Raw genomic sequence first — 21,319 nt, forward strand, 5'->3', positions numbered from 1 at the left:
TGCAAATAGTGGATCTGCCAGTTTCGCTAGTACTGAAGGCTCACTAAACCAGAGGAAGAAAATTAATTACTTGTTCCCGTTCACTTCGCCCTTCAGCGTCCCGAACTCCGCGACGCGCTCGGCGTGCGCGTTGTGCTGGTGAATCGACTCGTCGTTTGACTGTTTCATCGTCACCACCGCGTCCTCGGGCAGGTGGGCGAACTCCTCGACGACGCCCCGTGCCATCGACCGCACGCAGTCCTCCACGAACTTCGCGTTGGCGTGTGCGGCGTACGTCATGTGGTCCTCGTCCGGGCGCTTCGCGAGGTTGTAGATGCGCGCGCTCATCGAGTCCCGTGCCACGTCGATGACGTCCAGCAGGTCGACGTCAGGGTCGCCCGCGGCCTCGACGGTGAGCGTCGCGTGCCCGCGCTGGCTGTGACCCGCCTGCGGAACCTCACGGAGGAACTCCGCGACCTCGTCCTCGCCGACGCCCAACTCGCGGAGTTTCTCGCGGGCGGACGCGCTCATCATCTGCTGGCTGCACGGACACACCGTCATCCCGACGACGCGCGCGCCGACCTCCTCGCGCGTCGGTTCGTCCTCGCGCGCCGTCGCCGACGCGAGGATGTCCACCGTGCCCTGCGTCGCGCGTTCGCTCGCCGGCGTCTCGTCCTGAATCATCAACTCCGCCTCCATCTGCACTGTCGCCGTCGTCGTGTAGTCGTGTTTCTCCAGCAGGCGCTCGGCGGTCTCTCCGCACATCTCCTCGACGCGGTAGACGGGTTCGGAGACGGCGTCTTCCAGCGTCTCGTCGATGACCTCCATGTTCCGGCTCATGTCGATGCCCTTCCGGCCCTGCGGGAGGTCGACGTACACCTCGAACTCCGCCATCAACACGATGGGGCGCTTGTCCTCGCGGGCTATCTTCACGAGTTTCTCGACGCCGGTCACGCCGACTTGACTCAAGCCGACCGCGACGTCCGGCTCGGACGCCTGCACGTCCGGAAGCTGCTTGCTCATTGCCCGACAGTTCGGCTGGAACCTCACTAACGCTTTCCCTTCCGGCACTACGCCGCGGCGTCTCGGACGCGCCGTCACTCCAGTTTGTTCAGCGCCTGGAAGAAGTCCGCGTCCGGCCCCGCGACCCTCGCCGGTTCGTCGGCCGTCTCCACGGTCACCACCGACGGCGGGTCGACGCGACGCGAGTTCGCACCGTCGCTGGTCACGACGGCCGTCTCGGCGCCGCGGACCCGCACCGACACCTCGCTTTCCGCCCCGACGACCAGCGGCGGCATCGGTTCGGACGCGCACATCCCGGTGACGACGAGCGCGTTCACGCCCTGTTTCACGAGCGGGCCGCCCTCGCTGAGGTTGTACGCCGTGCTCCCCGTCGGCGTCGCCACCAGCACGCCGTCCGCGTGTGTCGTCTCGTACAGCGACCCGTCGACGCGCACCTCCACGTCCACGCCCTGCCCGTGTCCGCGCTGTTCGCCCTGCACCGCGACCTCGTTCAACGCCGGCGTCAGCGACCAGTCCTCGCCCGACGCGGTCACGCGGGGCGCCTCCCGGTAGCGCACCTCGCCGGTCGCCTCGAAGCGCTCGACCTCCCGGCGGGTGGCTTCGACGGCGTCGTCCGGAGCCACCGCGTTCAGGAACCCGACCTCCCCGAGGTTCACGCCGAGCACGGGCGTCGACCCCGCACCCCGCGCCGCGAACAGGAACGTTCCGTCGCCGCCGATGCTCACCACGAGGTCGCAGGCGTCGAACTCGGTCGTGTCCCGGCCGTCCGTACCCAGCGCCGTCGCCGTCGCCGTGTCTAACCACACCGTCACGTCCGCCGCCACGAGCATCTCCCGGACGTCCGCGGCGACGCGTGCCGCCCGCGAGTTCCCCCGCTGTGCCACAATTCCGACGCGCATACTCTCACTCGGGCGGGCGCCCTTGAAAAACCCGCGGGCGGCGGAAACTACTTTTCGCTGTGTCACGACGCCCGTGGTATGGAGAGGACGGCGCGCCGCGCCGCAGTCCGGGGGTCTCGCTGTGGCTGACGAAGACGACGAGGACTGGTTCGAGCAGGCGTTCGAGGACGAGACGCCCGACGACGAACCGACAGACGGCTCCCCGCCCGACGAGTCGGACGACGCCGAGAGCGACGCGGACGACCCGTCGAGCGACGAATCGACGGGCGAACCGACAGACGACTCGCGGAGCGGCGACGCCGAAAGCGATTCGTCGCCAAGCTTCGACGCCGAAAGCGATTCGCCACCCGAACCGGCGACCGGCGACGACGCCCCGCCCGAACCGGCGACCGGCGACGACGAGAACGACGCCGACGCCTTCGCGGACGCCTTCGGCGGCGGCGACCCCGCGCCAAACGACGGCGACGACGGCGACCTGTTCGAGGACGACTTCGCCGACGCGTTCGCCGGCGGCAGCGGTGGCGCGCCCGCACCCGGCGGTGGCGGAGGCGGCGGCGAGAACTTCGGCTTCGACCTCGACGGCGACACCGGCGGCGGCGCGCCCGGCGGCTTCGAGGAAGAGGAGGAGTACGACTCCGACATCCCCCGCATCGACGTCGGCATCGACGGCCTCGACGAGATGATTCAGGGCGGCCTCCCCGAGCGCTCCCTGATGGTCGCCATCGGCGAAGCCGGGACCGGGAAGACCACGTTCGGCCTCCAGTTCCTCCACGAAGCCATCGAGAACGGCGAACGCGCCGTCTTCATCACGCTCGAAGAGTCACGCGAGCGCGTCGTCCAGAGCGCCACCGACAAAGGCTGGGAGTTCGAGCGCCACGCCGAAGAAGGCAACCTCGCCGTCATCGACATCGACCCCATCGAGATGGCGAACTCCCTCACCAGCATCCGGAACGAACTCCCCCGGCTCGTCGAGGAGTTCGGCGCCAGTAGGCTCGTCCTCGACTCCGTCTCCCTCCTGGAGATGATGTACGACGACCAGTCCAAGCGCCGCACCGAAATCTACGACTTCACCAAATCGCTGAAGGACGCCGGCGTCACCACCATGCTCACCAGCGAAGCGAGCGAGGACTCCGCGTTCGCCTCTCGCTTCGGCATCATCGAGTACCTCACCGACGCCGTCGTCGTCCTCCGGTACATCTGCCCCGAGGACTTCCGGGAGACCCGACTCGCCGTCGAAATCCAGAAGATACGCGACGCCAACCACTCCCGCGAAACCAAACCCTACGAAATCACCCACCAGGGAATCAGCGTCTACCGGCAAGCGAATATCTTCTGACGGACCTTTTGCGCTGCGGGGCGCCTGCGGCGCCCCTCGGCAAAACCTCCACCAAAAGCCTCTGTCACCCCCGTCAGAGCGAAGCTCTGACGTGCTCTCGTTCGCTTCGCTCACGAGAACCCCTACGGGGGTTCCGTCGGCCCGAGCGCTCGCGGTGCTCGCGCTCGGTGAATCCCGCGCCTCGGGCACGTTCGAGCCGCTCGGCGCGCGAACGCTAGCTGGTGCCGGCTGGACAACGACTGACAGGCATCCGCGAGCGAGCGGTTCGAAGAACCCGAGTGACGCGGTTCACGCTACGAGCGACCGTGGGGAGCGAGTAGCGGCCGAGGAGTGACCGCAGGGAGCGACGCTGGCTTTTTCCGCAAGTTTTTGCCGAGGGGGTCGCCGCAGGCGACCCCCGCAGCGCAAAAAGTGCGTGCTTAGCGGACAATCGTTACTGGCATCGGGGAGCGTCGGACGACGTTCTCGGCGACGCTGCCGAGGAGGATACGGGAGACGCCGGAGCGGCCGTGGCTCCCCATCACGATGTGGTCGATGCCGTGTTCTTCGGCGTAGTCGACGATGGTTCGGCTGGGGCGCCCGACTTCCGTGGCGGTGTCGAGGGGGTGGTCGTACTCGTCGGCGACTTCCTGTGCTTCCTCGAACAGTTCGTCGGCGCCCTTCTTGGCTTGCTCGTACCACTCCTCGGAGTAGCCCGGCACGGTCGCTTGGGCGGTGTAGCCGGCTTCGATGGGGTCGATGACGTTGATGACGGTGATGTCCGCGTCGACGAACTCTTCGAGCGCGTATTCGAGCGCGTCGTCTGCCTGCTTCGAGCCGTCGATGGGAACGAGAATCTTCGACATACGAACCGATTCGTCGCCCCCGACAAAAAACGATGTGGCGGTTCCCGTCGCGTGGTTGGTCGTCAGTCCCGGCCGTGTCGCGTCAGGCACGTCGGCAGCCCCTGAATCTCGACGGGCTCGGAGTTGTCCGGCGAGTAGACCGCCATCTGTCCCTTCTCGAAGTACGGCACCTTCGACTGGAGTTCGTTCGGGATGTTCACCGCGTTGATGGCGTCCTCGTCGCCGAGGTTCAGGACGACCGTCGTGTTCACCTGCTTGAACACGGGGTCGGCGATGTCCTGTGGGTCCTGCGTGATGAGGAACAGGCCGAGGCGCTCTTTCCGGCCCTGTTTGGCGGCCTCGGTGAACTTCCCGACGACCTTGTTCGCCTGTACGCTGTCGGCGTCCGCGAGGAAGTTGTGCGCCTCGTCCATCCCGACGAGCAGCGGCGTCTCCTTGATGGTCTCGTAGCGCGGGTCGTTCGAGAGTTTCTGGTCGACGAGCAGACTGGAGACCGCGAGCACCACCGTCTCGGCGGCCCGCGAGTTGCTGATGTGGTACGTCGGCACCACCGACAGGCGACCCGGTCGGACGAACTGGCGGTCTTCCACGAGGTCCGTGATGGGGCGGGCGTCCTGGTCGAACAGCCCCGACGGCATCCCGTGGACGCGCCGCATCACCGCCTCGTAGGTGGCCTCGTGGACGCGCCCGCTCTCGTCCAGTTCCTCCTTGAGCGCCGGGTCGTCGAGGAACGTGCAGAACTCGCGGTACGTCCCCGACTGGCCGTACTGGTCGAAAAAGCGGTCCAAGAGCAGGTGGAGCGCGCCGTACTGGTTGTCGTTCAGGCCGCTGGACGCGACGAGCCACGGGTTCGCGCGCACCATCGAGAACGGAATCGTGAACTCCACCTGTTCGGCGCCGTGGTGGTCCGCGGCGTAGGACGCCGACCCGACTTTCGGGACGAACGCGACGGTGTCGTCGTGGCCGCCGTGCGCGAGGCCCTGGGTCTCCCACGCGCGCTCGTCGCTCGGCGAGGCCGCAGGGTTGTCGTCGTGCATCTGCGCGTACTCGTCCTGCGGGTCGAACTGCACGACCGCCATCCGGCGCTCCGCGCCGCCCGAGTCCACGGGGTACCGGCGGTCCTCGTGGAGGTACTGCCGGAGGACGTTCTTCGCGGAGTGGGTCTTCCCCGAGCCGGTGCCGCCCGCGACGAGCGTGTGTCGGAAGACGAGGGGGTCGCCGGCCTCGTAGTCGTCTTTCACGCGGTAGTCGATGGTCGGCGGTTCGGCGGCCGTTCGCACTTTCTCGCCGCCGACCGAGAGGTGCCCGAGGAAGACGCCGTCCTCGGGAATCTTCAGCCCGGTCTTGATTTCGGTGGCGTCGTCCGCGGCGCGCACGACCGTCTCCGGTTTCGGCACGCGGTCGGGCATCCGGCGTTTGAGGTCGCCTCCATCGTCGTAGAGGACCGCAACGGGGTCGAGTTCGGCGAGGAACTCGTAGTCCTGCTCGTCGATGCCGTCCGAGCGCATCGCGCGCCGCGCGTGAATCTCGGTGGCGTCGTCGCTCTGGAACGCCTGCGCGTACTCCAGTCCCGTGATGCGACAGAACAGCTTCTCGCCGCCCGGGTAGGGCGCGACGAGGTACGTGCCGAGGCGCACCATCGACCGGTTCGAGGCGGTGACGTACGCCTTCAGCGACGTCTCGCGCCCGTCCTCGTGGATGCGGAGGCCTTCCGAGACGGTGAGTGTGCCGAGGCCGTCGTCGCTCCCGACGTCGTCCAGGTCGGCGCGCTCGAAGTCGTCCTCGTCGCCCGGTGGGTCGTCGGGTGCGTCGTCTCGGCCGTGGTCTGCGAAGTCCCCGAGGTCGCTCATGTTCGCCGGGTTGCGGGCCACGAACTAACCGCTTTCCCCCTGAACCGAAACGGCTTAGGTGTTGGTCGGCCGCCGTCCGTCGAATGCTCTCCACAGTCGAGAACACGGCGGTGCGGGCGTGCGTGGCCGGCGGCCGCCACCTCCGCGAGCGCTTCGGCGGCGAGACTGACGCGGACTTCACGCGACACGACGTGAAGGCGGCGGCCGACCGCGCGAGCGAGGAACGGATGCTCTCGGTGATTCGGGACTCGCACCCGGACCACGCGGTGTACGCCGAGGAGTCAGGCGACGTGTCGACCGACGGCGACCTCCGGTGGATTGTCGACCCGCTGGACGGCACGAACAACTTCGTCTCCGGCCTGCCGTCGTTCGCGACGGCGGCCGCCGTGCTGGACGACGACGGCCCCGTAGTCGGGTCGGTGTACGTCCCGGTGAGCGACGACCTCTACGTCGCCCACCGCGGCGAGGGGACGCGCCACGACGGCGAGGCCGTGTCGGCGGCCAGCGACGTGCCTACGGAGAAGGCGACGGTCGGGTTCGTCATCGGGCACGACGTGAAACTCGACGGTCGGATGGCCGAAGCGAACGAGATGCAGGCGGCGCTCGGCGACGCGACGAAGCGCGTCGTCGAGAGTTGGTCCCCGTGCGTCCACTGGGGCGCGCTCGCCCGCGGCAAACTCGACGGTATGGTGTGTTTCCACCCGGACGACGAGGAACAGCACGTCGGCGAACTGCTCGCCGAGGAGGCGGGCGCCGCGGTCGCGCGACCCGCCGACGGCACGTACGTCGCGGCGACCAGCGAGTCGGTTCGCGACGACCTCGTGACGTCGATATCGTAGTTTCGGGTGTGACGTTCCGCGACCTTATATCCGGTGACGCCGCTACATCTACGCATGTTGCTGGTGCGCGGTTCTGCAGGCGGGACGACGCTGACGGGGACGCTCTACGAGCGCGGCGAGGACGCCCCGTCGTTCAGGGGCGCGCCCGACGAGGCGGCGCCCTACGTCTGGGTCTGCGACGAGTTCTACGCGGTGGACAGCGGCGGGAGCGTCCAGGAGGTGGACGGCGAGGAGGTCCACGTCGCGTTCGAGTCGCCGATGCCCCGCGGGTTCGAGACGCGGGAGACGGCACTGGAGGCGGCCCGCGAGCACGTCCGCACGCAGTTCGCGCGCATCGGCGTCGACGAGGACGACGTGGAAATCGAGGTCGTACAGGAGCACGAGGCCGAGTAGCGTCAGGGGGACCGGGCAGCGAGTCGACTTCTCAGGCGGTGATACCGAGGACCACTGCGACGAGCAGGAAGTTGACGAACGACAGAACGAGCATCCCCTTCCACCCGATTTCGATGAGTTGGTCGACGCGGACGCGGGGCATGGTGGTGCGCATCCACTGCGTGAACAGGAACACGCCCCAGATTTTCAGGACGAACCAGACGAACCCGGGGAGGACGGGGCCGGCGGGCCCGCCGAGGAACAGCGTGGTGACGACGGCGCCGCCGAGGAAGATGTGGACGAACTCGCTGAGGTAGATGAGCGTGAAGTAGACCGACGAGTACTCGGTCATGATGCCGGCCACGATCTCCTGTGGGGCTTCCGCGAGGTCGAAGGGGTTGCGCCCGACTTCCGCGAGGCTCGCGACGAGGAACAGCACGAACGCGAAGGGGTTGACGAACGCGTACCACGACGGAACCGTGACGCCCGCAATCGAGAAGAGGGGTTGGGCTTGGGCGTCGACGATGCCACCGAGTTGGAGGGTGCCGGCGAGCATGACGACGCTCGCGCCGGTGACGACGAGCGGAATCTCGTAGGCAATCGTGAGTGCGACCGCTCGGAGGCCGCCGAGCAGGCTGAACTTGTTGTTGGAGGCGTAGCCCGCCATGACGATGCCGAGACTCGCCATGGAGGACGCGGCGAACACGAACGCCAGGCCGACCTCGGGGTCCGCGAGTTGGACGTTCACGCCGAAGATGGTGCCCATCGGAACGACGGCGAACCCGAGGAGCGCGGTCGACGCCATGACGAGCGGCGCGAGGTCGAAGGCGGGGCGGTCGGCGTCCTCGGGGACGATGTTCTCCTTGGAGAGCAGGCGCAGCGCGTCGATGGCGATGATGAGGACGCCGTAGGGGCCGTGGCGGTTCGGGCCGACCTTCCCCCAGAAGTCGGCGGCAATCTTGCGTTTCGCCCACGGACCGGCGACGGCGGTGGTGGCGAGCACGAAGTTCGCGACGAGGAACGCCGCGATGAACGCGCCGAGGGGGTCGGCGAGCGGACCGAACGGCAGGACGCCGGCGATGGCGTCGGGGAGGCGGGTGGCCGTCACGGCGACCACCGGTTGCTACGTACCATCTCGTGTCGTCGTAGTCGCCTCCCGGAGTTCGGTCTACTGCCGTCGCCACTAGGCCATTCAAGTAGGGGTGGGTGAGGGGGCGGGCGGAGAACCGGCGCGCTCCGCGTCAGCCGTCGGTGTACGTGTCGAACTCGCGGACGGCGCGCCGGGCGGCGACGGCGGCCGCGACGCCGGCGAGGACGACGCCGACGAGGAGACTGCCGACGTGGACGGCGGCCTCGCCGGTGCCGAGCGCGTCGGCGAGCGCTTCCGCGACGACGGGCGTCTGGAAGCCGGTGGCGACGCCCGCGGTCACGAGGAAGGCGAGCGTGTAGACGCCGAACGCCCACATCGAGGGGACGACGGCTTCGCGACTGCGCGTGATGGTGGTCGCCTCGTACTTCGGGAAACTGGTGCCGACGCCGGCGGCGACGGCGGCGGCGAGCGGCGGGAGGACGATTGCTGCGGCGACGGTACACGCGACGGCGACCGGCGACAGCGGACTGAGGATGGCGAGCGCGGCGGTGACGACGAGCGTGACGGCGCCGCCGACCAGCGTGCTCGCGGCGACGAGGCCGCCGACGAACTCGCGTCCGGAGACGCCGGTCGTGACGGAGACGGGGAGGACGGCGCCCTCGTCGCCGAGCGGATTGAGCGTGAACAGCGCGCCTGTCATCCACGCGCCGTACAGCGCGACGGTGGGCGGGAGCAGCGTGGTGACGTGGCCGGCTTGGACGCTCGACTGAATCGGCGTGAACAACACGAACAGAGGGTAGGAGACGTAGACGAGTTTGATGGGGGCGCGCCGGGCGCGCAGCCAACTCTTGCGCGCGACCCACGCCGTTCGCCGGCCGAGCAGGGCGTCGAGCCGGCCGCTCGTCGCGGAGTCGGCTTCCGCGGTTTCGGCGTGAACGCCGTCGTCGTACCAGCGGCGCTCGGAGACGCGGACGCTCGCGGCGACGCCGAGCGCGGAGACGGCGACGGAGCCGACGAGGACGGCGGCGGCCTTGAGCGGGCTCGCGTCGCCGAGGACGGTGAGCGCCGCGAGGTCGCTGTACCACGCGACGGGGGACGCGCGGAACGCTTCGACGACCGGCCCGAACAGTTCGCCGAGCGTGTTCGTGAGGATGAGCGCGAAGTACGCGACGAACGCGAGCGCGCCGAGGACGGCCTTGTACCGGGCGACGAACTCGGACTGCCCGAGGAGGTAGGCGGCCGCGGCGCCCAGCGGGAAGCCGACGAGGAACGCGGTGACGGTGAGCGCGAGGACGGCGACGGCGGCGAGCGGGAACGCGAGCGGCGACCCGGCGCCGGCGGCGAACGCGACGGTGGCGACGAGCAGGGGCGCGGCGAAGAAGCCGGCGACGCGCAGGAACCCGGCGACGAGCAGGCCGCCCACCACGTCGCGAGCGGGGACGGTGGTGAGGTAGCCGTCGCGCACGTCGATGTCGCCGAGTTGGATGGCGGTGAGGTAGGCGGACATGAACAGCGTGAACGTCCCGATGCCGGCGGGGACGAGCGCGACGAGTTCGGCGGCGCTCTCGGGGTTCTGGACGAGCGCCTGCCCGCCGAAGTACGCACCGAACGCGGCGGCGGCGGTGAACGCGAGCCCGAGTAGGGCGGCGACGCCGACGGCGCTCTTCTGGAGGGCGTCCTTGTCGGCGAGTTTCCGCCAGCCGATGCGAATCTCGTTGTGGGCGATGGCGTACGCGTGGCGGGGGTCCGGGAAGCCGGGCATCTACGCTTCCTCGCTGATGCCGCCGGTGACTTCGAGGAACACGTCTTCGAGGGTGCGTTCCTCGCCGGATTCGGCGCGCGATTTGAGGTGGTCGGGGGAGCCCTCGGTGACGAGACTGCCGTCGTAGAGGACGCCGACGGTGTCCGCGAGTTCGTCGACCACCGGGAGGATGTGCGTGGAGAGGAAAACCGTCGCGTCGCCGGCGGCGAGGTCCGCGATGGTGTCGCGGACGGTGCGGGCGGCCCGCGGGTCCAGCCCCGACGTGGGCTCGTCGAGGAAGAGCACGGCGGGGTCGTGGAGCATCGCCTGGATGATGCCGACCTTCTGTTTCATCCCCTTGGAGTACGCCGAGATGCGCTTGTCGGCGTCGCCGGACAGCGAGAACCGGTCGAGCAAGTCCTCTATGCGCGCTTCGGCGTCGGCCTCCGGGAGGTCACGCAGGCCCGCGATGTACCGGAGTTGCTCGCGGCCCGTGAGTTCGGCGTGCAGCGGCGGTTCCTCGGGCAGGAAGCCGATGTTCCCGACGACGGCCTCGCGGTCGGTGACGTCCGCGCCGGCGACGGTGGCGGTGCCGTCGGTGGGTTCAACGAGCGTCGTGAGCATCCGCATCGTGGTGGTCTTCCCGGCGCCGTTCGGGCCGAGGAAGCCGTAGACGCTCCCCTCGGGGATGGCGAGGTTGAGGCGCTCGACGGCCGTGGTACTCCCGTACCGCTTCGTCAGATTCTGCGCCTCGATGGCCCGGTCGGTCATTGTCCGACAGTCGGTCGCCGGGCCGCTTAAAAGTGGATGGGCGTTCTCAGGCGTCCTGCCAGCGCTCGTCGTCGTAGTTCTTGTCGCGCTCGCTGTCGAAGGACTCCTCGAGTTTGCGTACGAGTTCGTTCTTCTCGCTGGCGCCGATGCGCGCGAGTTCGTCGGCTTTCCCGACGGGTTCGGGCGGGCCGGCCTCGGCGGCGACCTGACTCGTGACGTAGCGCTCGACGGCCGTCCGGCAGTCCTCGCTGTCGGCGAACGCACGCGGGAGTTCGACCTTGTGGACGAGGTCGGTCCGGGGGTCGTAGACGACGAAGAACGCGACCTCGTAGCACTCGGCGTCGAGTTCGCGGTCGACGCCGAGTTCGTCCGCCTCGGCGAACACGCCGTCGGCGCCGAGCGTGGACGTGAACCACCCGGTCCACGTGAGTTCGTCCGTCTGCCGGCGGTAGTCTTCCCCCTCGAACTCGCGGCGCTCCAGCACTTGCCCGAAGAACGCGGCGTCGCTCGCCCACGGAGTCGGCCGTCCGCGGTCGCGGAGCGCGCGCACGAGCGCCTGACTCGCGGGACTCTTCACGAATCCCGCGAGCGGCACGTCCTTCTCGGCGAAGCGCTCGACGAGTCGGACGTAGTTCTCCAGCACCTCGGCGACGAGTTCGTTCTCCGTCACGAGGTCCGCGAGGCTGGCGTGGCGGTCCGCCCAGTTCACCAACTGCTTCGGGTAGACGGGGCCGTCGAGCAAGAGGAGGTCGTCGACGCGGTCGGCGTGTTCGAGCGCGTGGTGGCTCTCCGCGAGGTAGAGCGCGAGGCCGTGGACGACGCGCTCCTGGTCGCGCGCGAGCGGCGCGGTGTGGACGATGCGCCCCCTGCTGTACCCCTCGTCCCACCGGTTCCAGCCGTCAGTGTCGGTGCGGACGGCGGCGTCGTTGGAGTGGACGCTCGTGATGACGGTGCGCGAGCGGTGGGTGTCGAGGTCGCTGGGCGTGGCGCTCATCGCGGCCTGCGCGAGGTCGAGGACGAGACCGTTCTTGAACGTCCGGGGGTTGATGGTGCCGGAGTCGAGGCCGTGGGCGGTGTCGAAGGGATTGGGTTGGAGCGCGAGTTCCTCGATGGGGGCGGCCGACCGGCGCAGGTCGGCGAGCGGTTCGAGCACCGGTTCGTCGTCGCCGTAGAGGGGGTCGAGGTAGTTCGCCCACGTCTCCTCGGCGAGGTCGCGGTGTTCCTCCGCGTCCACCTCGTGTTTGATGCGGCGCGCGAGGTCCGCGATACCGTCGAAGTGGACGGGGTCGAGGGTCATGTCGGCGTCTGGTTCGGCGAGCCCCATATACTCCCCGACCGGCGTTTACTCGCCGCCGAGCAAACTTTTGTCAACAATCTTAATTTACTCGGCGTCGAACCCACGACCGGATGCAAGAGTACAGCGGGAACACGGTGAACTGGCGGCGCACCGACGACGGCGTCGAACTCTACGACGAAGCCAACCCCGACGCGTGGATTCGCATCGCCGTCGAACCCGGCGCCCCCGCCGACGAACGCCCCTACAGCGTCTGCCCCGAATGCGGCATCGTCGCCGCCCAACGCACCATGCCCTCCGGCCACATGGTGTGTGACGACTGCGGCGCCGAATTCGAGAACGACGACTAATCTCTTCTCGGTTGGTCTTCGACGGCCGTTCCTGTTCGACTGCTAGCGTCGCTTCGCTCTCCTCGAAAGCCCCGAGGTTGTGGACTCGGTGCGCTCGCTGTGCTCCTCGTCGCTCACTTCGTTCGCTCCTGCGGTGCTTGCGTCACGCGCCTTCGCCCACAACCTCGCCCCTTTCGGAGCCCTCCCCACAGCCTACCGGCTGCCCAACCGGCGCGGGTGGGAATCCGAAAGGAGCGGGCCGCTCGCGTCCGCGTGGTCGGCTCGCGACGCAAGCACTGGAACGAGCGAAGCGAATGAAGCGCGCAGCGAGCGAACGACCGCGAGCGGCCCGGGGCTTTCGAGGTGGCGTCATACCCATCGAACTCACTCACTCGCTGACTACCTCGTTCGTTCCAAAGCCAACCCGAGAGACAACACGTAAAAGACGACCGAGCACCCACTGTTAGCCAATGCAGGCCGCGCTCGTGATTCTGGACGGCTGGGGGCTCGGCGACCACGACAGACTCGATGCGATTCGGGCCGCCGACACGCCGAACTTCGACGAGTACGCCGAACGCGGAGCCGACGGCACGCTCACCACGTCGGGCCGGGACGTGGGGCTCCCGCGGGGGCAGATGGGGAACAGCGAGGTGGGCCACCTCACCATCGGCGCGGGGCGGGTGGTGAACCAGGAGTACACGCGCATCAACGACGCCGTCGCCGAGGGCGAACTCTGCGAGAACGACGCCATCTCGGGCGCGCTCGACCACGTGGCGGAGACGGGCGGGCGCCTCCACGTGATGGGACTCGTCTCTGACGGCGGCGTCCACAGCGACCACGAACACATCCACGCGCTCGTGGAGTGCGCCGCGAGTTACGACCTCGACGCGACCGTCCACGCGTTCACGGACGGCCGGGACACGTCGCCGACCGGGGGCGAGAACTACCTCGCTGCGCTCCAGGAAGTTGTCGACGAGTACGGAACGGGCGACATCGCGACCGTCTCCGGGCGCTACTACGCGATGGACCGCGACCAAAACTGGGAGCGCACGAAGCAGGCGTTCGACGCCATCGTCGAGCGGAACGGCCAGCACCGCGCCGAGAGCGCCGTGGACGCCGTCACCGAGTCCTACGACCGCGGCGACACCGACGAGTTCGTCGAACCCACCATCGTCCGGGGCGGCGACCGGCTCTCCGCGGGCGACGCCGTCGTGTTCGCGAACTTCCGCGCCGACCGCGCGCGCCAGCTCACGCGGATGCTCGCGGACATCCGGCCCGAGGACTGGGAGGGCGAGGGAATCGAGACGAGTCCGCCGGACGTCCCGGTCGCCACGATGACCGAGTACGACGAGACGTTCGACCTCCCCGTCGCGTTCCCGTCGAAGGAACCCGCGGACACGCTCGGCGAAGTGCTCTCGCGCGAGGGGCTGACGCAGTTCCGCGTCGCCGAGTCCGAGAAGTACGCCCACGTCACGTACTTCCTGAACGGCGGGCGTGAGGTGGAGTTCGACGGCGAGACCCGGGAAATCGTGGAGAGCCCGGACGTGCCGACGTACGACCTCCAGCCCGAGATGAGCGCGCCCGAAGTGACCGACACCGTCCTCGACGCCCTGGCGGGAGACGACCCGGACGTGCTCGTGTTGAACTACGCGAACCCCGACATGGTCGGGCACACGGGCGACTTCGACGCCGCCGTCGAAGCCGTCGAAGCCGTCGACGCGGAACTCGGGCGACTCGTCCCCGCGCTCAGAGAGGCCGGCGCGCACGTCCTGCTCACGGCCGACCACGGCAACGCCGACGACATGGGCACGCCCGAGGAGCCCCACACCGCGCACACGTTCAACCCCGTCCCGTTCGTCGCGCTGGACGCCGACGCTGGCGACGACCTCTCGGGCGGACACTCGATTCGCGAGGGCGGCGCGCTCCGCGACGTCTCCCCCACGCTCCTCTCCCTGCTGGGCATCGAGAAGCCCGCCGCGATGACGGGGTCGTCGCTGTTCGAGTAGAAGCGTCGCTTTCGAGTCAGTGCGCCGGGGCGTGGGCGTCGGAGACCAGCGTCAGGAGGCCGACGCCCGCGACGACGAGCGCGATGCCCGCGAGGCCGGCGGCGTCCATCGACTCCTCGAAGACGACGACGCCGACCAGCGCCGTCGCGGCGATGCCGACGGCGGCCCACGTCGCGTACACGACGCCGACGGGTAGTTCCTCCAAGACGAGGCCGAGGAAGTAAAACGAACTCGCGTAGCCCGCGACCACGACGGCGCTCGGCGCGGGGTTCGAGAACCCCTCGGAGAGTTTCAGGGCGGTCGTTCCGGCCACTTCCGCGGCGATGGCCGCCGCGAGGTAGACGTACGGTGTCACGCCCACAGCGACGCCCACCACCGAAAAGTGGCTTGTCGAACGCGGCGCCACTTGGGGTGCGTTTCCGGCACCTTCTTGGGCCGCGCTCGCGGGCGGGCGGGTATGTCGCGGCTCGCCGAACTCGGCCTGTCGTCCTACGAGGAGAAGTGCTACCGCGCCCTGCTCGCGCACGGCCCGGCGACCGCGCGCGGCGCCTCCGACGCGAGCGGCGTCCCGATGGGACGCGTATACGACGTGCTCAACGGCCTCGCGGCGCGCGAACTCGCGGAGACGCGACCCGGCGAGCCGACGCGGTACGCCGCCGTCGACCCGGACACCGCCGCCGACCGCCTGCTCGCCGAACGGGAGCGCGAACTCGCCGAGCAGGCCGACCGCTACGAGCGCCTCGCCGCCGAACTCGGCGACGAACTCGCGCCAGTCCCGCCGACCGAGAGCCGCTTCTGGACCGCGCCGCTGGGCGGCGAGACGGCCGTCTCGCTCACCCGGCAGGTGTTCGACGACGCCGACGGCGAGGTCCGGTCGGCGATGAGTCACCCCTACGTCGGCGCGCCGTGGGAGCGCTACGAGGCGGAGATGACGGCGTTCCGGGACACCCTGCCGACGGACGTGTCGGTGCGCGTGCTCGTCGCCGCGGGCGTCCTTGACTCGGTTCCCGACGAAATCCGCGAGGCGTACCGGGGCCGCGAGGGAATCTCGCTCCGCGTCACGACCGACCTCTCGGTGACGTTCGACCTCGTGGACGCCGAACGCGTCTACTTCCACGTCCCCCATCCCCTCGACGACGGCGAGCGCCTCGGCGCCGTGGAACTCCGGGACGACGCCCTGATAGACCGCTTGGACGAGCGCTTCGAGCGCGCGTGGGAGGCCGCCGAACCGCTGGCCGACCTACGCTGACCCGGTTCGGAAGGAGAAATCGAGGGCGGGCGCGGAGTGCGTGAGCGCCCCCATCGAAATCACGTCCACGCCCGTCGCGGCGTAGTCGGGCACGTCGGCGAGGGTGATGCCGCCGCTGGCCTCCGCGAGCACGCCGTCGGGCAGGCGCTCGACTCCCTCTCGCGTCTCCGCCGGCGTCATGTTGTCCAGCAGGACGATGTCCGCGCCTGCTTCGGCTGCTCGCGGCGCGTCGGCGGGCGATTCGACCTCGACTTCGATTCGAGTGGCGAACGACGCGCGTCCTCGGAAGTGCCGGACCGCCTCCGCTAACCCCATCTCGGCGACGTGGTTGTCCTTCACCATCACCATGTGCGAGAGGTCGAGACGGTGGGTGTCGCCGCCGCCGGCGACCACTGCACGCTTCTCGACGCCGCGCAGGCCGGGCGTCGTCTTCCGGGTGCCCGCGATTGCCACGTCGCCGCTCACCTCGCGCGCGGCGTCGACTGCCTCGCGGGTCTTCGTCGCGATGCCCGAGGCGTGCCCGACGACGTTGACGGCGGCGCGCTCGGCGCGGAGGACGGACTGGGCGTCTCCCGCGACTTCGAGGACGGTGTCCCCCGACTCGACGCGCTCGCCGGACTCCACGGTTGCGCTCACCTCACAGCCGAGGTAGTCGAACACCCGCACGCCGGCGTCGACGGCCGCGACGACGCCCGCCTCCTTCGCGACGAGGCGGCCGGTCGTCTCGCCGGGCACGTCGTTGGTCACGTCGTGGTGCCCGAGGTCCTCTCGGAGCCAGCGCTCGACGTCGGCGTCAGTGACCGGCATCGACTGGCTCCTCCGCGCGGTAGTGACAGCCCGCGCTCTGCTCGTTCTCGCCGGCGGCGCGCGCCACCAGCAGCCCGGTCACGGCCGCGTTCCGGAGTTCGTAGAGGTCGCGGGCGGTCCGGGTGCGGACGTAGGCGTCGACCTCGCCCTTGAGTCGCCGGAGCACGCTCTGCGCGCGCTTCAGGTCGGACTCGGAGCGCCGGAGGCCGACGTACTCGTCCATCACGCGGCGCAGCCGGTGGAACTTCTCCTCGGCGAATCCGGCGGGGAGGTCGGGGTCCCGGTCCAGCAGTTCCGGGGGTTCGACGACCGCGGGGTCGCGGCCGGTCGCGGCCTCGCCCGCTCGCAGGCCCCAGACGAGCCCTTCGAGCAGGCTCGTGGACGCGAGGCGGTTCGCGCCGTGGACGCCCGTGCGAGCGCACTCGCCGACGGCGAACAGGCGGTCGAGGCTCGCGCGCCCCTCGCTGTCCACGTCGACGCCGCCACAGAGGAAGTGCTCGCAGGGCGCGACCGGGATTCCAGACTCCCAGTCGACGCCCCGAGATTCGCAGGTCGCCGCGAGGTCCGGGAAATCGCCCGCGAAATCGAGCGGACTCACGTCCAGCGTGACTTCGCCCGTCGCCGCTCGCTCGCGGGCGACGGCGCGCGCCACCACGTCGCGGGGCGCGAGTTCGGCGGCCTCGTGGTAGTCCGGCATGAAGCGCTCGCCGTCCGCGTTCCGCAACAGCGCGCCCTCGCCCCGGACGGCCTCCGAGAGCAAGAACGGGTCCGCGTCGTCGTAGGCCGTCGGGTGGAACTGGACGTACTCGGCGTCCTCGACGTCGGCGCCCGCGAGCGCCGCCATCGCCACCCCGTCCCCCGTCGCCCCGGCGGGGTTCGTGGAGCGCCGGTAGAGACTCCCGATACCGCCCGTCGCGAGCACCGTCGACCCGGCGAACGCGGGGACGCCGGTCGTCGAACTCTCGCCCGTCTCGGGGTCGCGGTCGAGGAGCGCGCCGCAGACGCGGCCCTCGTCGGTAATCAGGTCGAGCGCGGCGGTGTCCTCCGCGATGCGCACGCCGTCGCGCTCGTCGAGGAAGGACAGGAACGGTCGGAGCACGTGCTGGCCGGTGCTCGCGTCGACGTGGAGGATGCGCTCCTCGGAGTGCGCGGCCTCCCGCGCGAAGTCGAAGCCGTCGCCGGCCTCGTCGAAGGGCACGTCGAGGGTGTCCACGAGCACGTCCTCGACGGCGTCCGCGGCGTCCTCTACGAGCACGTCCACGGCCTCGGGGTCGGCTTCGCCGTCGCTCGCGTCCAGAATGTCGGCCTTCAGGCTCTCGGGGTCGCCCCGCGTCGTGGCGATGCCGCCCTGCGCCCAGTCCGAACTTGTCTGCTCGGGGCGCTCGGCCTTCGTCGCGACGAGCACGTCCGCGCCGTCGCGGGCGGCGGCGAGCGCGGCTGCACACCCCGCGATGCCCGACCCGACGACGAGTACGTCCGCGGTGGGGTACTCCGTCATTCTCACACCTCCAGCATCCGGTCGAGCGCGACCCGCGCGAGTTCCTTCTCGTCGGGCGCGACCGCCACGACGTTGCGCTCGCGGCCCTCGACCAGTTCCTCGAGCACCCACGTCAGGTAGTTCGGGTCGATTTGCCGCATCGCGTTGCAGTCCATGCAGGCGTCGCCGCAGAGCGGCAGGACGTCCACGTCGGGGTGCCAGCGCTGGAGGTGGTTCGTGAGGTGAATCTCGGTGCCGATGGCCCACGTCTCGCCGGGGTCGGCGTCCTCGATTGTCTGCGTGATGGTGGCCGTCGACCCGACCACGTCGGCCGCCTCGACGACTTCACGCCGGCACTCGGGGTGGACGACGACGTTCGCGTCCGGGTGCTCGTCGCGAATCTGCGCGACGTGCTCGGGACTGAAGCGCTCGTGGACCTGACAGTAGCCGTCCCAGAGGACGATGTCGGCCTCGGCGACCTCCTCGGCGTCCTTCCCGTCGGGGTCCCACGGGTCCCACTCCGCCGTCGAATCCTCGATACCGAGTTCGTGGGCGGTGTTCTCGCCGAGGTGTTTGTCCGGCAGGAAGAGGACTTTGTCGCCGCGCTCGAACGCCCACTCGAACGCGTCGGCGGCGTTCGAGGACGTGCAGACGAGGCCGCCCTGCTCGGCGCAGAAGGCCTTCAGGTCGGCGTAGGAGTTCATGTACGTGATGGGGATTATCTCCTCGTCGGGCGCCGCCGCGGTAATCTCGGCCCACGCCGCGTCGACCTGGAGGGCTTCGGCCATTCCCGCCATCGGACACGAGGCCTCCATCGACGGCAAAATCACGGACTGGCTGTCGTCGGTGATGATGTCCGCGCTCTCGGCCATGAACGTCACGCCGCCGAAAATCACGTAGTCGGCGTCGGCGTTCGCGGCCTCCTTCGAGAGTTGATAGGAGTCCCCGACGAAGTCGGCGTGCTCCACGATTTCCCGGCGCTGGTAGTTGTGGCCGAGGACGACCACGCTGTCGCCGAGTGCCTCGCGCGCGGCCTCGATGCGCGCCGTCCGCTCGTCCTCGCCCAAGTCGCGGTACTCGGACGGGAGTTGTTCCAGATTGTCGTACTTGAAGAGACTCAGGTCGGTCTCGAACGACGCGGTATCCATTTTTGCCACGTTCAGGTCACCGTAGTGGCTAGCAGATTCGATGATGTACTTTGAAAAGATTTTGTCTTCAATATTGGTTCGGACGAATTCCTGTTCGGAGAACGTGCGATTCGCCGGTGGTAGTTCGTTCAGATACTGCCGATGCCAGTCGTCGCGTCCGAAACGACCAGCGGTAAAGCGTCTCGACTGGAGCGTCCCGGAAGCTCTCCGGCACGCAGACGGACATCCGCGAGCGCTTCCCGAGCGCTACTTCCGGGCGTCGTCCTGCTCGCGGGAGACGCGCTCGCGGGCTTCCTCGCGGCTCATCCGGTCGGTGTCCTCGGCCTCGCGGCGCACGAAGTAGTAGAGCGCGAGCGCGCCGCCGACGCCGAGCAGGAGGAACAACACGAGGACGGCACCTTCTCCGGCCATACCCGGCACCTCGCCGCCCTCGCAGGTAGGCTTTCGGGTGGGTTCGGGACGGACCCGTCGGTCAGTCCGCGCGGTACACCACGTCGCCGCCGACGACGGTCATCGACACGTCGACGTCCCGAATCGAGTCCTCGCGTTCCCACGGCGACCCGTCGAGGACGGTGAAGTCGGCGAGCGCGCCCTTCTCGACGACGCCCTGCTCGTCCTCGCGGAAGCCCGCGTACGCGCCGCCCGAGGTGTACGCGCGGAGCGCCTCAGTGACCGACACCGCCTGCGCCTCGGCGGGCGGATTCACGGCGTAGTGAACCCCGAGCAGGGGGTCGAGTGGCATGCAGTCGCTCCCGAACGCGAGCGGCACGTCGGCGTCCAGGTACGCCGAAAAGCGGTTGCTCGCCTCCCGGCGCTCGGTGCCGAGGCGGTCCTCGTAGAGGCTCTCGGGGCCCGCCCACTTCAGGAAGTTCGGCTGCATCGACGCCACGACGCCCAGTTCGGCCATGCGCTCGACGGCGTCGTCGCTCGCCAACTCCGCGTGCTCGATGCGGTGCCGACTCTCGCCTGCGTCCTCGCAGGCCTCGTAGGCGTCGAGCACGGCGTCGACGGCCGCGTCGCCGATGGCGTGCGCGGTCACCTGCAGGCCCGCGTCGTCGGCCTCGGCGACGAGTTCGCGGAGTTCCTCGGGGTCGACCACCCACGTCCCGGTCTCCTCGGGCGCGTCGGCGTACGGCTCCGAGACCTTCGCCGTGTGGCCGCCGAGACTCCCGTCCGTGAACGTCTTGATGCCGCCGACTTCGACCATCTCGCTCCCGTGGTTCGTGCGCAGGCCGACCTCTCGGACGGCGTCTAAGTGGTCGCTCCAGTAGTTCAGTCGCACCCGCACCGTCAGGTCGCCGGCGAGGTCCAACTCGCGGAACGCCCGCGGCGCGTCCGAGTGCCGGACCATGTCGTGAACCGCGGTCACGCCCCTCGCGTTCGCCTCCTCCTGGGCCGCCTCGACCAACTCCTTCGTCTCCTCGGGACCGGGGTCGGTCGCGTCGTAGACGACTTCGACGGCGTCCTCCACGATGCGCCCGTCGCCCAGCACGTCCTCGTCGGGCATCGCGTCGCCGTACTCGGCGAGCGCGACGCCGTTCACCGTCGCCGTGTGCATGTCCTCCCGAATCGCGGCGACGGGCCGCTTCTCGCTCACTGTGTCCAAGTCGGACTGGTGGAGGTCGTCGGCGTCCCACGCCGACTCGTCGTACCCGTACCCCAGCACCCACTCGTCGTCGGTCTCACTTGCCCGCGCCTGCAGGCGCTCCGTGACCTCCTCGGGGCCGCTCGCCCCCCGCAAGTCGGCGTGGACGCCGTACTTCCCGACGGTCTCCATGTGCGTGTGCGCGTCCACGAACCCCGGAATCAGGACGTCACCGTCCAAGTCCACCACGTCGGTCCCCACGCCCGCCAGGAACTCCACGTCGTAATCGTTGCCCACCTGCACCACCCGGCCGTCCCGCACCGCGACGGCGTCGAACACCTCGTCCTCGCCCGCGAGCGAATGCACCTCGCCGTTCAGGAAAATCACGTCGGCGGCCGCTGTCATGGCTCCAACGCGGACCCCAGCGCGCAAAGGGTTTCGGGAACCGGCTAGTCAGATTCGTGTTCTGTCTTTGTCTTTCGGAGGTTGTCGACGACGCCTCGAAAGCCCCGAGGTTGTGGACTCGGTGCGCTCGCTGTGCTCCTCGTCGCTCACTTCGTTCGCTCCTACGGTGCTTGTTTCCGGGAGAGCAAGCTCTCCCGACGTTCGCCTCGCTTCGCTCGTCTCACCGTCCCCCGCCTTCGTCCACAGCCTCGCTCGTGAGCCGAGACGACGCAAG

General features: G+C 69.3%; 20 protein-coding genes. 6 read left to right on the top strand and 14 right to left on the bottom strand.

Features of this window, described 5'->3' with window-relative positions:
• Nucleotides 1-66: 66 nt before the first annotated feature.
• A complete protein-coding gene (mptA, locus tag LT972_RS01895) occupies nt 67-1,002 on the bottom strand; it encodes a GTP cyclohydrolase MptA (RefSeq protein ID WP_232571503.1) in 936 nt (311 codons plus the stop codon).
• A 74-nt stretch (nt 1,003-1,076) separates the two neighbouring features.
• Nucleotides 1,077-1,901 carry an NAD(+)/NADH kinase gene (locus tag LT972_RS01900; protein WP_232571504.1) on the bottom strand — a complete coding sequence of 275 codons (825 nt, stop codon included), beginning with the start codon at nt 1,899-1,901 and terminating at the stop codon, nt 1,077-1,079.
• Between the two features lie 121 nt (nt 1,902-2,022).
• Between LT972_RS01900 and LT972_RS01905 the strand changes: the two genes are divergently transcribed.
• Nucleotides 2,023-3,237 carry a KaiC domain-containing protein gene (locus LT972_RS01905; protein WP_232571505.1) on the top strand — a complete coding sequence of 405 codons (1,215 nt, stop codon included), beginning with the start codon at nt 2,023-2,025 and terminating at the stop codon, nt 3,235-3,237.
• 419 nt (nt 3,238-3,656) lie between these two features.
• Here the strand turns inward: LT972_RS01905 and LT972_RS01910 are convergent, their stop codons facing one another.
• Nucleotides 3,657-4,082: a universal stress protein gene (locus LT972_RS01910; protein WP_232571506.1), complete on the bottom strand. Its 426-nt coding sequence runs from the start codon at nt 4,080-4,082 to the stop codon at nt 3,657-3,659.
• A 62-nt stretch (nt 4,083-4,144) separates the two neighbouring features.
• Complete coding sequence (locus LT972_RS01915) at nt 4,145-5,932, bottom strand: ATP-binding protein (RefSeq protein WP_232571507.1); 1,788 nt, start codon at nt 5,930-5,932, stop codon at nt 4,145-4,147.
• A gap of 83 nt (nt 5,933-6,015) precedes the next feature.
• Between LT972_RS01915 and LT972_RS01920 the strand changes: the two genes are divergently transcribed.
• Both LT972_RS01920 and LT972_RS01925 read left to right on the top strand, forming a co-directional pair.
• On the top strand, nt 6,016-6,771 hold the full coding sequence (locus LT972_RS01920) for an inositol monophosphatase family protein (RefSeq protein ID WP_232571508.1): 756 nt from the start codon (nt 6,016-6,018) through the stop codon (nt 6,769-6,771).
• Between the two features lie 54 nt (nt 6,772-6,825).
• On the top strand, nt 6,826-7,164 hold the full coding sequence (locus LT972_RS01925) for a DUF7113 family protein (protein ID WP_232571509.1): 339 nt from the start codon (nt 6,826-6,828) through the stop codon (nt 7,162-7,164).
• A 31-nt stretch (nt 7,165-7,195) separates the two neighbouring features.
• Here LT972_RS01925 and LT972_RS01930 read toward each other — a convergent pair whose 3' ends face one another.
• The 4 genes from LT972_RS01930 to LT972_RS01945 all read right to left on the bottom strand — a co-directional run bounded on the left by LT972_RS01930 (nt 7,196) and on the right by LT972_RS01945 (nt 12,042).
• Nucleotides 7,196-8,260: a complex I subunit 1/NuoH family protein gene (locus LT972_RS01930; RefSeq protein WP_390226282.1), complete on the bottom strand. Its 1,065-nt coding sequence runs from the start codon at nt 8,258-8,260 to the stop codon at nt 7,196-7,198.
• A gap of 124 nt (nt 8,261-8,384) precedes the next feature.
• Nucleotides 8,385-9,995: a hypothetical protein gene (locus tag LT972_RS01935; RefSeq protein WP_232571511.1), complete on the bottom strand. Its 1,611-nt coding sequence runs from the start codon at nt 9,993-9,995 to the stop codon at nt 8,385-8,387.
• On the bottom strand, nt 9,996-10,745 hold the full coding sequence (locus tag LT972_RS01940; protein ID WP_232571512.1) for an ABC transporter ATP-binding protein: 750 nt from the start codon (nt 10,743-10,745) through the stop codon (nt 9,996-9,998).
• Between the two features lie 46 nt (nt 10,746-10,791).
• A complete protein-coding gene (locus LT972_RS01945) occupies nt 10,792-12,042 on the bottom strand; it encodes a DNA double-strand break repair nuclease NurA (protein ID WP_232571513.1) in 1,251 nt (416 codons plus the stop codon).
• 110 nt (nt 12,043-12,152) lie between these two features.
• Between LT972_RS01945 and LT972_RS01950 the strand changes: the two genes are divergently transcribed.
• Both LT972_RS01950 and gpmI read left to right on the top strand, forming a co-directional pair.
• A complete protein-coding gene (locus LT972_RS01950) occupies nt 12,153-12,389 on the top strand; it encodes a hypothetical protein (RefSeq protein ID WP_232571514.1) in 237 nt (78 codons plus the stop codon).
• 449 nt (nt 12,390-12,838) lie between these two features.
• On the top strand, nt 12,839-14,374 hold the full coding sequence (gpmI, locus tag LT972_RS01955) for a 2,3-bisphosphoglycerate-independent phosphoglycerate mutase (RefSeq protein WP_232571515.1): 1,536 nt from the start codon (nt 12,839-12,841) through the stop codon (nt 14,372-14,374).
• A gap of 16 nt (nt 14,375-14,390) precedes the next feature.
• Here gpmI and LT972_RS01960 read toward each other — a convergent pair whose 3' ends face one another.
• On the bottom strand, nt 14,391-14,729 hold the full coding sequence (locus LT972_RS01960) for a DMT family transporter (protein WP_232571516.1): 339 nt from the start codon (nt 14,727-14,729) through the stop codon (nt 14,391-14,393).
• 102 nt (nt 14,730-14,831) lie between these two features.
• On the opposite strand from LT972_RS01960, the gene LT972_RS01965 reads away from it, so the two are divergent.
• The gene (locus LT972_RS01965) at nt 14,832-15,623 is read left to right on the top strand and encodes a TrmB family transcriptional regulator (protein ID WP_232571517.1); all 792 of its coding nucleotides are present in this window, start codon (nt 14,832-14,834) and stop codon (nt 15,621-15,623) included.
• Here LT972_RS01965 and nadC read toward each other — a convergent pair.
• From nadC to LT972_RS01990, 5 genes are all read right to left on the bottom strand, one after another.
• A complete protein-coding gene (gene nadC / locus LT972_RS01970; RefSeq protein ID WP_232571518.1) occupies nt 15,615-16,430 on the bottom strand; it encodes a carboxylating nicotinate-nucleotide diphosphorylase in 816 nt (271 codons plus the stop codon). The two genes, LT972_RS01965 and nadC, sit on opposite strands and share 9 nt — an antisense overlap.
• Entirely contained in the window at nt 16,417-17,928 is a 1,512-nt protein-coding gene (locus LT972_RS01975) for an L-aspartate oxidase (protein WP_232571519.1), read from the bottom strand. Before LT972_RS01975 ends, nadC begins: the two co-directional genes overlap by 14 nt.
• Nucleotides 17,929-17,930: 2 nt before the next feature.
• On the bottom strand, nt 17,931-19,055 hold the full coding sequence (nadA, locus tag LT972_RS01980; protein ID WP_232571520.1) for a quinolinate synthase NadA: 1,125 nt from the start codon (nt 19,053-19,055) through the stop codon (nt 17,931-17,933).
• 246 nt (nt 19,056-19,301) lie between these two features.
• Entirely contained in the window at nt 19,302-19,466 is a 165-nt protein-coding gene (locus tag LT972_RS01985) for a hypothetical protein (protein WP_232571521.1), read from the bottom strand.
• A 61-nt stretch (nt 19,467-19,527) separates the two neighbouring features.
• The gene (locus LT972_RS01990; protein WP_232571522.1) at nt 19,528-21,045 is read right to left on the bottom strand and encodes an amidohydrolase; all 1,518 of its coding nucleotides are present in this window, start codon (nt 21,043-21,045) and stop codon (nt 19,528-19,530) included.
• Nucleotides 21,046-21,319 lie beyond the last annotated feature (274 nt).

It is taken from the genome of Halobacterium litoreum, from assembly GCF_021233415.1.
Classification (GTDB): domain Archaea; phylum Halobacteriota; class Halobacteria; order Halobacteriales; family Halobacteriaceae; genus Halobacterium; species Halobacterium litoreum.

Bases quoted from the DNA above. Each gene is read 5' to 3' on its own strand.
- LT972_RS01965 (WP_232571517.1), top strand. From the start codon at position 14,832: ATGTCGCGGCTCGCCGAACTCGGCCTGTCGTCCTACGAGGAGAAGTGC.
- LT972_RS01945 (WP_232571513.1), bottom strand. From the start codon at position 12,042: ATGACCCTCGACCCCGTCCACTTCGACGGTATCGCGGACCTCGCGCGC.
- LT972_RS01915 (WP_232571507.1), bottom strand. From the start codon at position 5,932: ATGAGCGACCTCGGGGACTTCGCAGACCACGGCCGAGACGACGCACCC.
- mptA (WP_232571503.1), bottom strand. From the start codon at position 1,002: ATGAGCAAGCAGCTTCCGGACGTGCAGGCGTCCGAGCCGGACGTCGCG.
- LT972_RS01920 (WP_232571508.1), top strand. From the start codon at position 6,016: ATGCTCTCCACAGTCGAGAACACGGCGGTGCGGGCGTGCGTGGCCGGC.
- LT972_RS01940 (WP_232571512.1), bottom strand. From the start codon at position 10,745: ATGACCGACCGGGCCATCGAGGCGCAGAATCTGACGAAGCGGTACGGG.
- gpmI (WP_232571515.1), top strand. From the start codon at position 12,839: ATGCAGGCCGCGCTCGTGATTCTGGACGGCTGGGGGCTCGGCGACCAC.
- LT972_RS01985 (WP_232571521.1), bottom strand. From the start codon at position 19,466: ATGGCCGGAGAAGGTGCCGTCCTCGTGTTGTTCCTCCTGCTCGGCGTC.
- nadC (WP_232571518.1), bottom strand. From the start codon at position 16,430: ATGCCGGTCACTGACGCCGACGTCGAGCGCTGGCTCCGAGAGGACCTC.
- LT972_RS01990 (WP_232571522.1), bottom strand. From the start codon at position 21,045: ATGACAGCGGCCGCCGACGTGATTTTCCTGAACGGCGAGGTGCATTCG.
- LT972_RS01900 (WP_232571504.1), bottom strand. From the start codon at position 1,901: ATGCGCGTCGGAATTGTGGCACAGCGGGGGAACTCGCGGGCGGCACGC.
- LT972_RS01950 (WP_232571514.1), top strand. From the start codon at position 12,153: ATGCAAGAGTACAGCGGGAACACGGTGAACTGGCGGCGCACCGACGAC.
- LT972_RS01910 (WP_232571506.1), bottom strand. From the start codon at position 4,082: ATGTCGAAGATTCTCGTTCCCATCGACGGCTCGAAGCAGGCAGACGAC.
- LT972_RS01935 (WP_232571511.1), bottom strand. From the start codon at position 9,995: ATGCCCGGCTTCCCGGACCCCCGCCACGCGTACGCCATCGCCCACAAC.
- nadA (WP_232571520.1), bottom strand. From the start codon at position 19,055: ATGGATACCGCGTCGTTCGAGACCGACCTGAGTCTCTTCAAGTACGAC.
- LT972_RS01975 (WP_232571519.1), bottom strand. From the start codon at position 17,928: ATGACGGAGTACCCCACCGCGGACGTACTCGTCGTCGGGTCGGGCATC.
- LT972_RS01925 (WP_232571509.1), top strand. From the start codon at position 6,826: ATGTTGCTGGTGCGCGGTTCTGCAGGCGGGACGACGCTGACGGGGACG.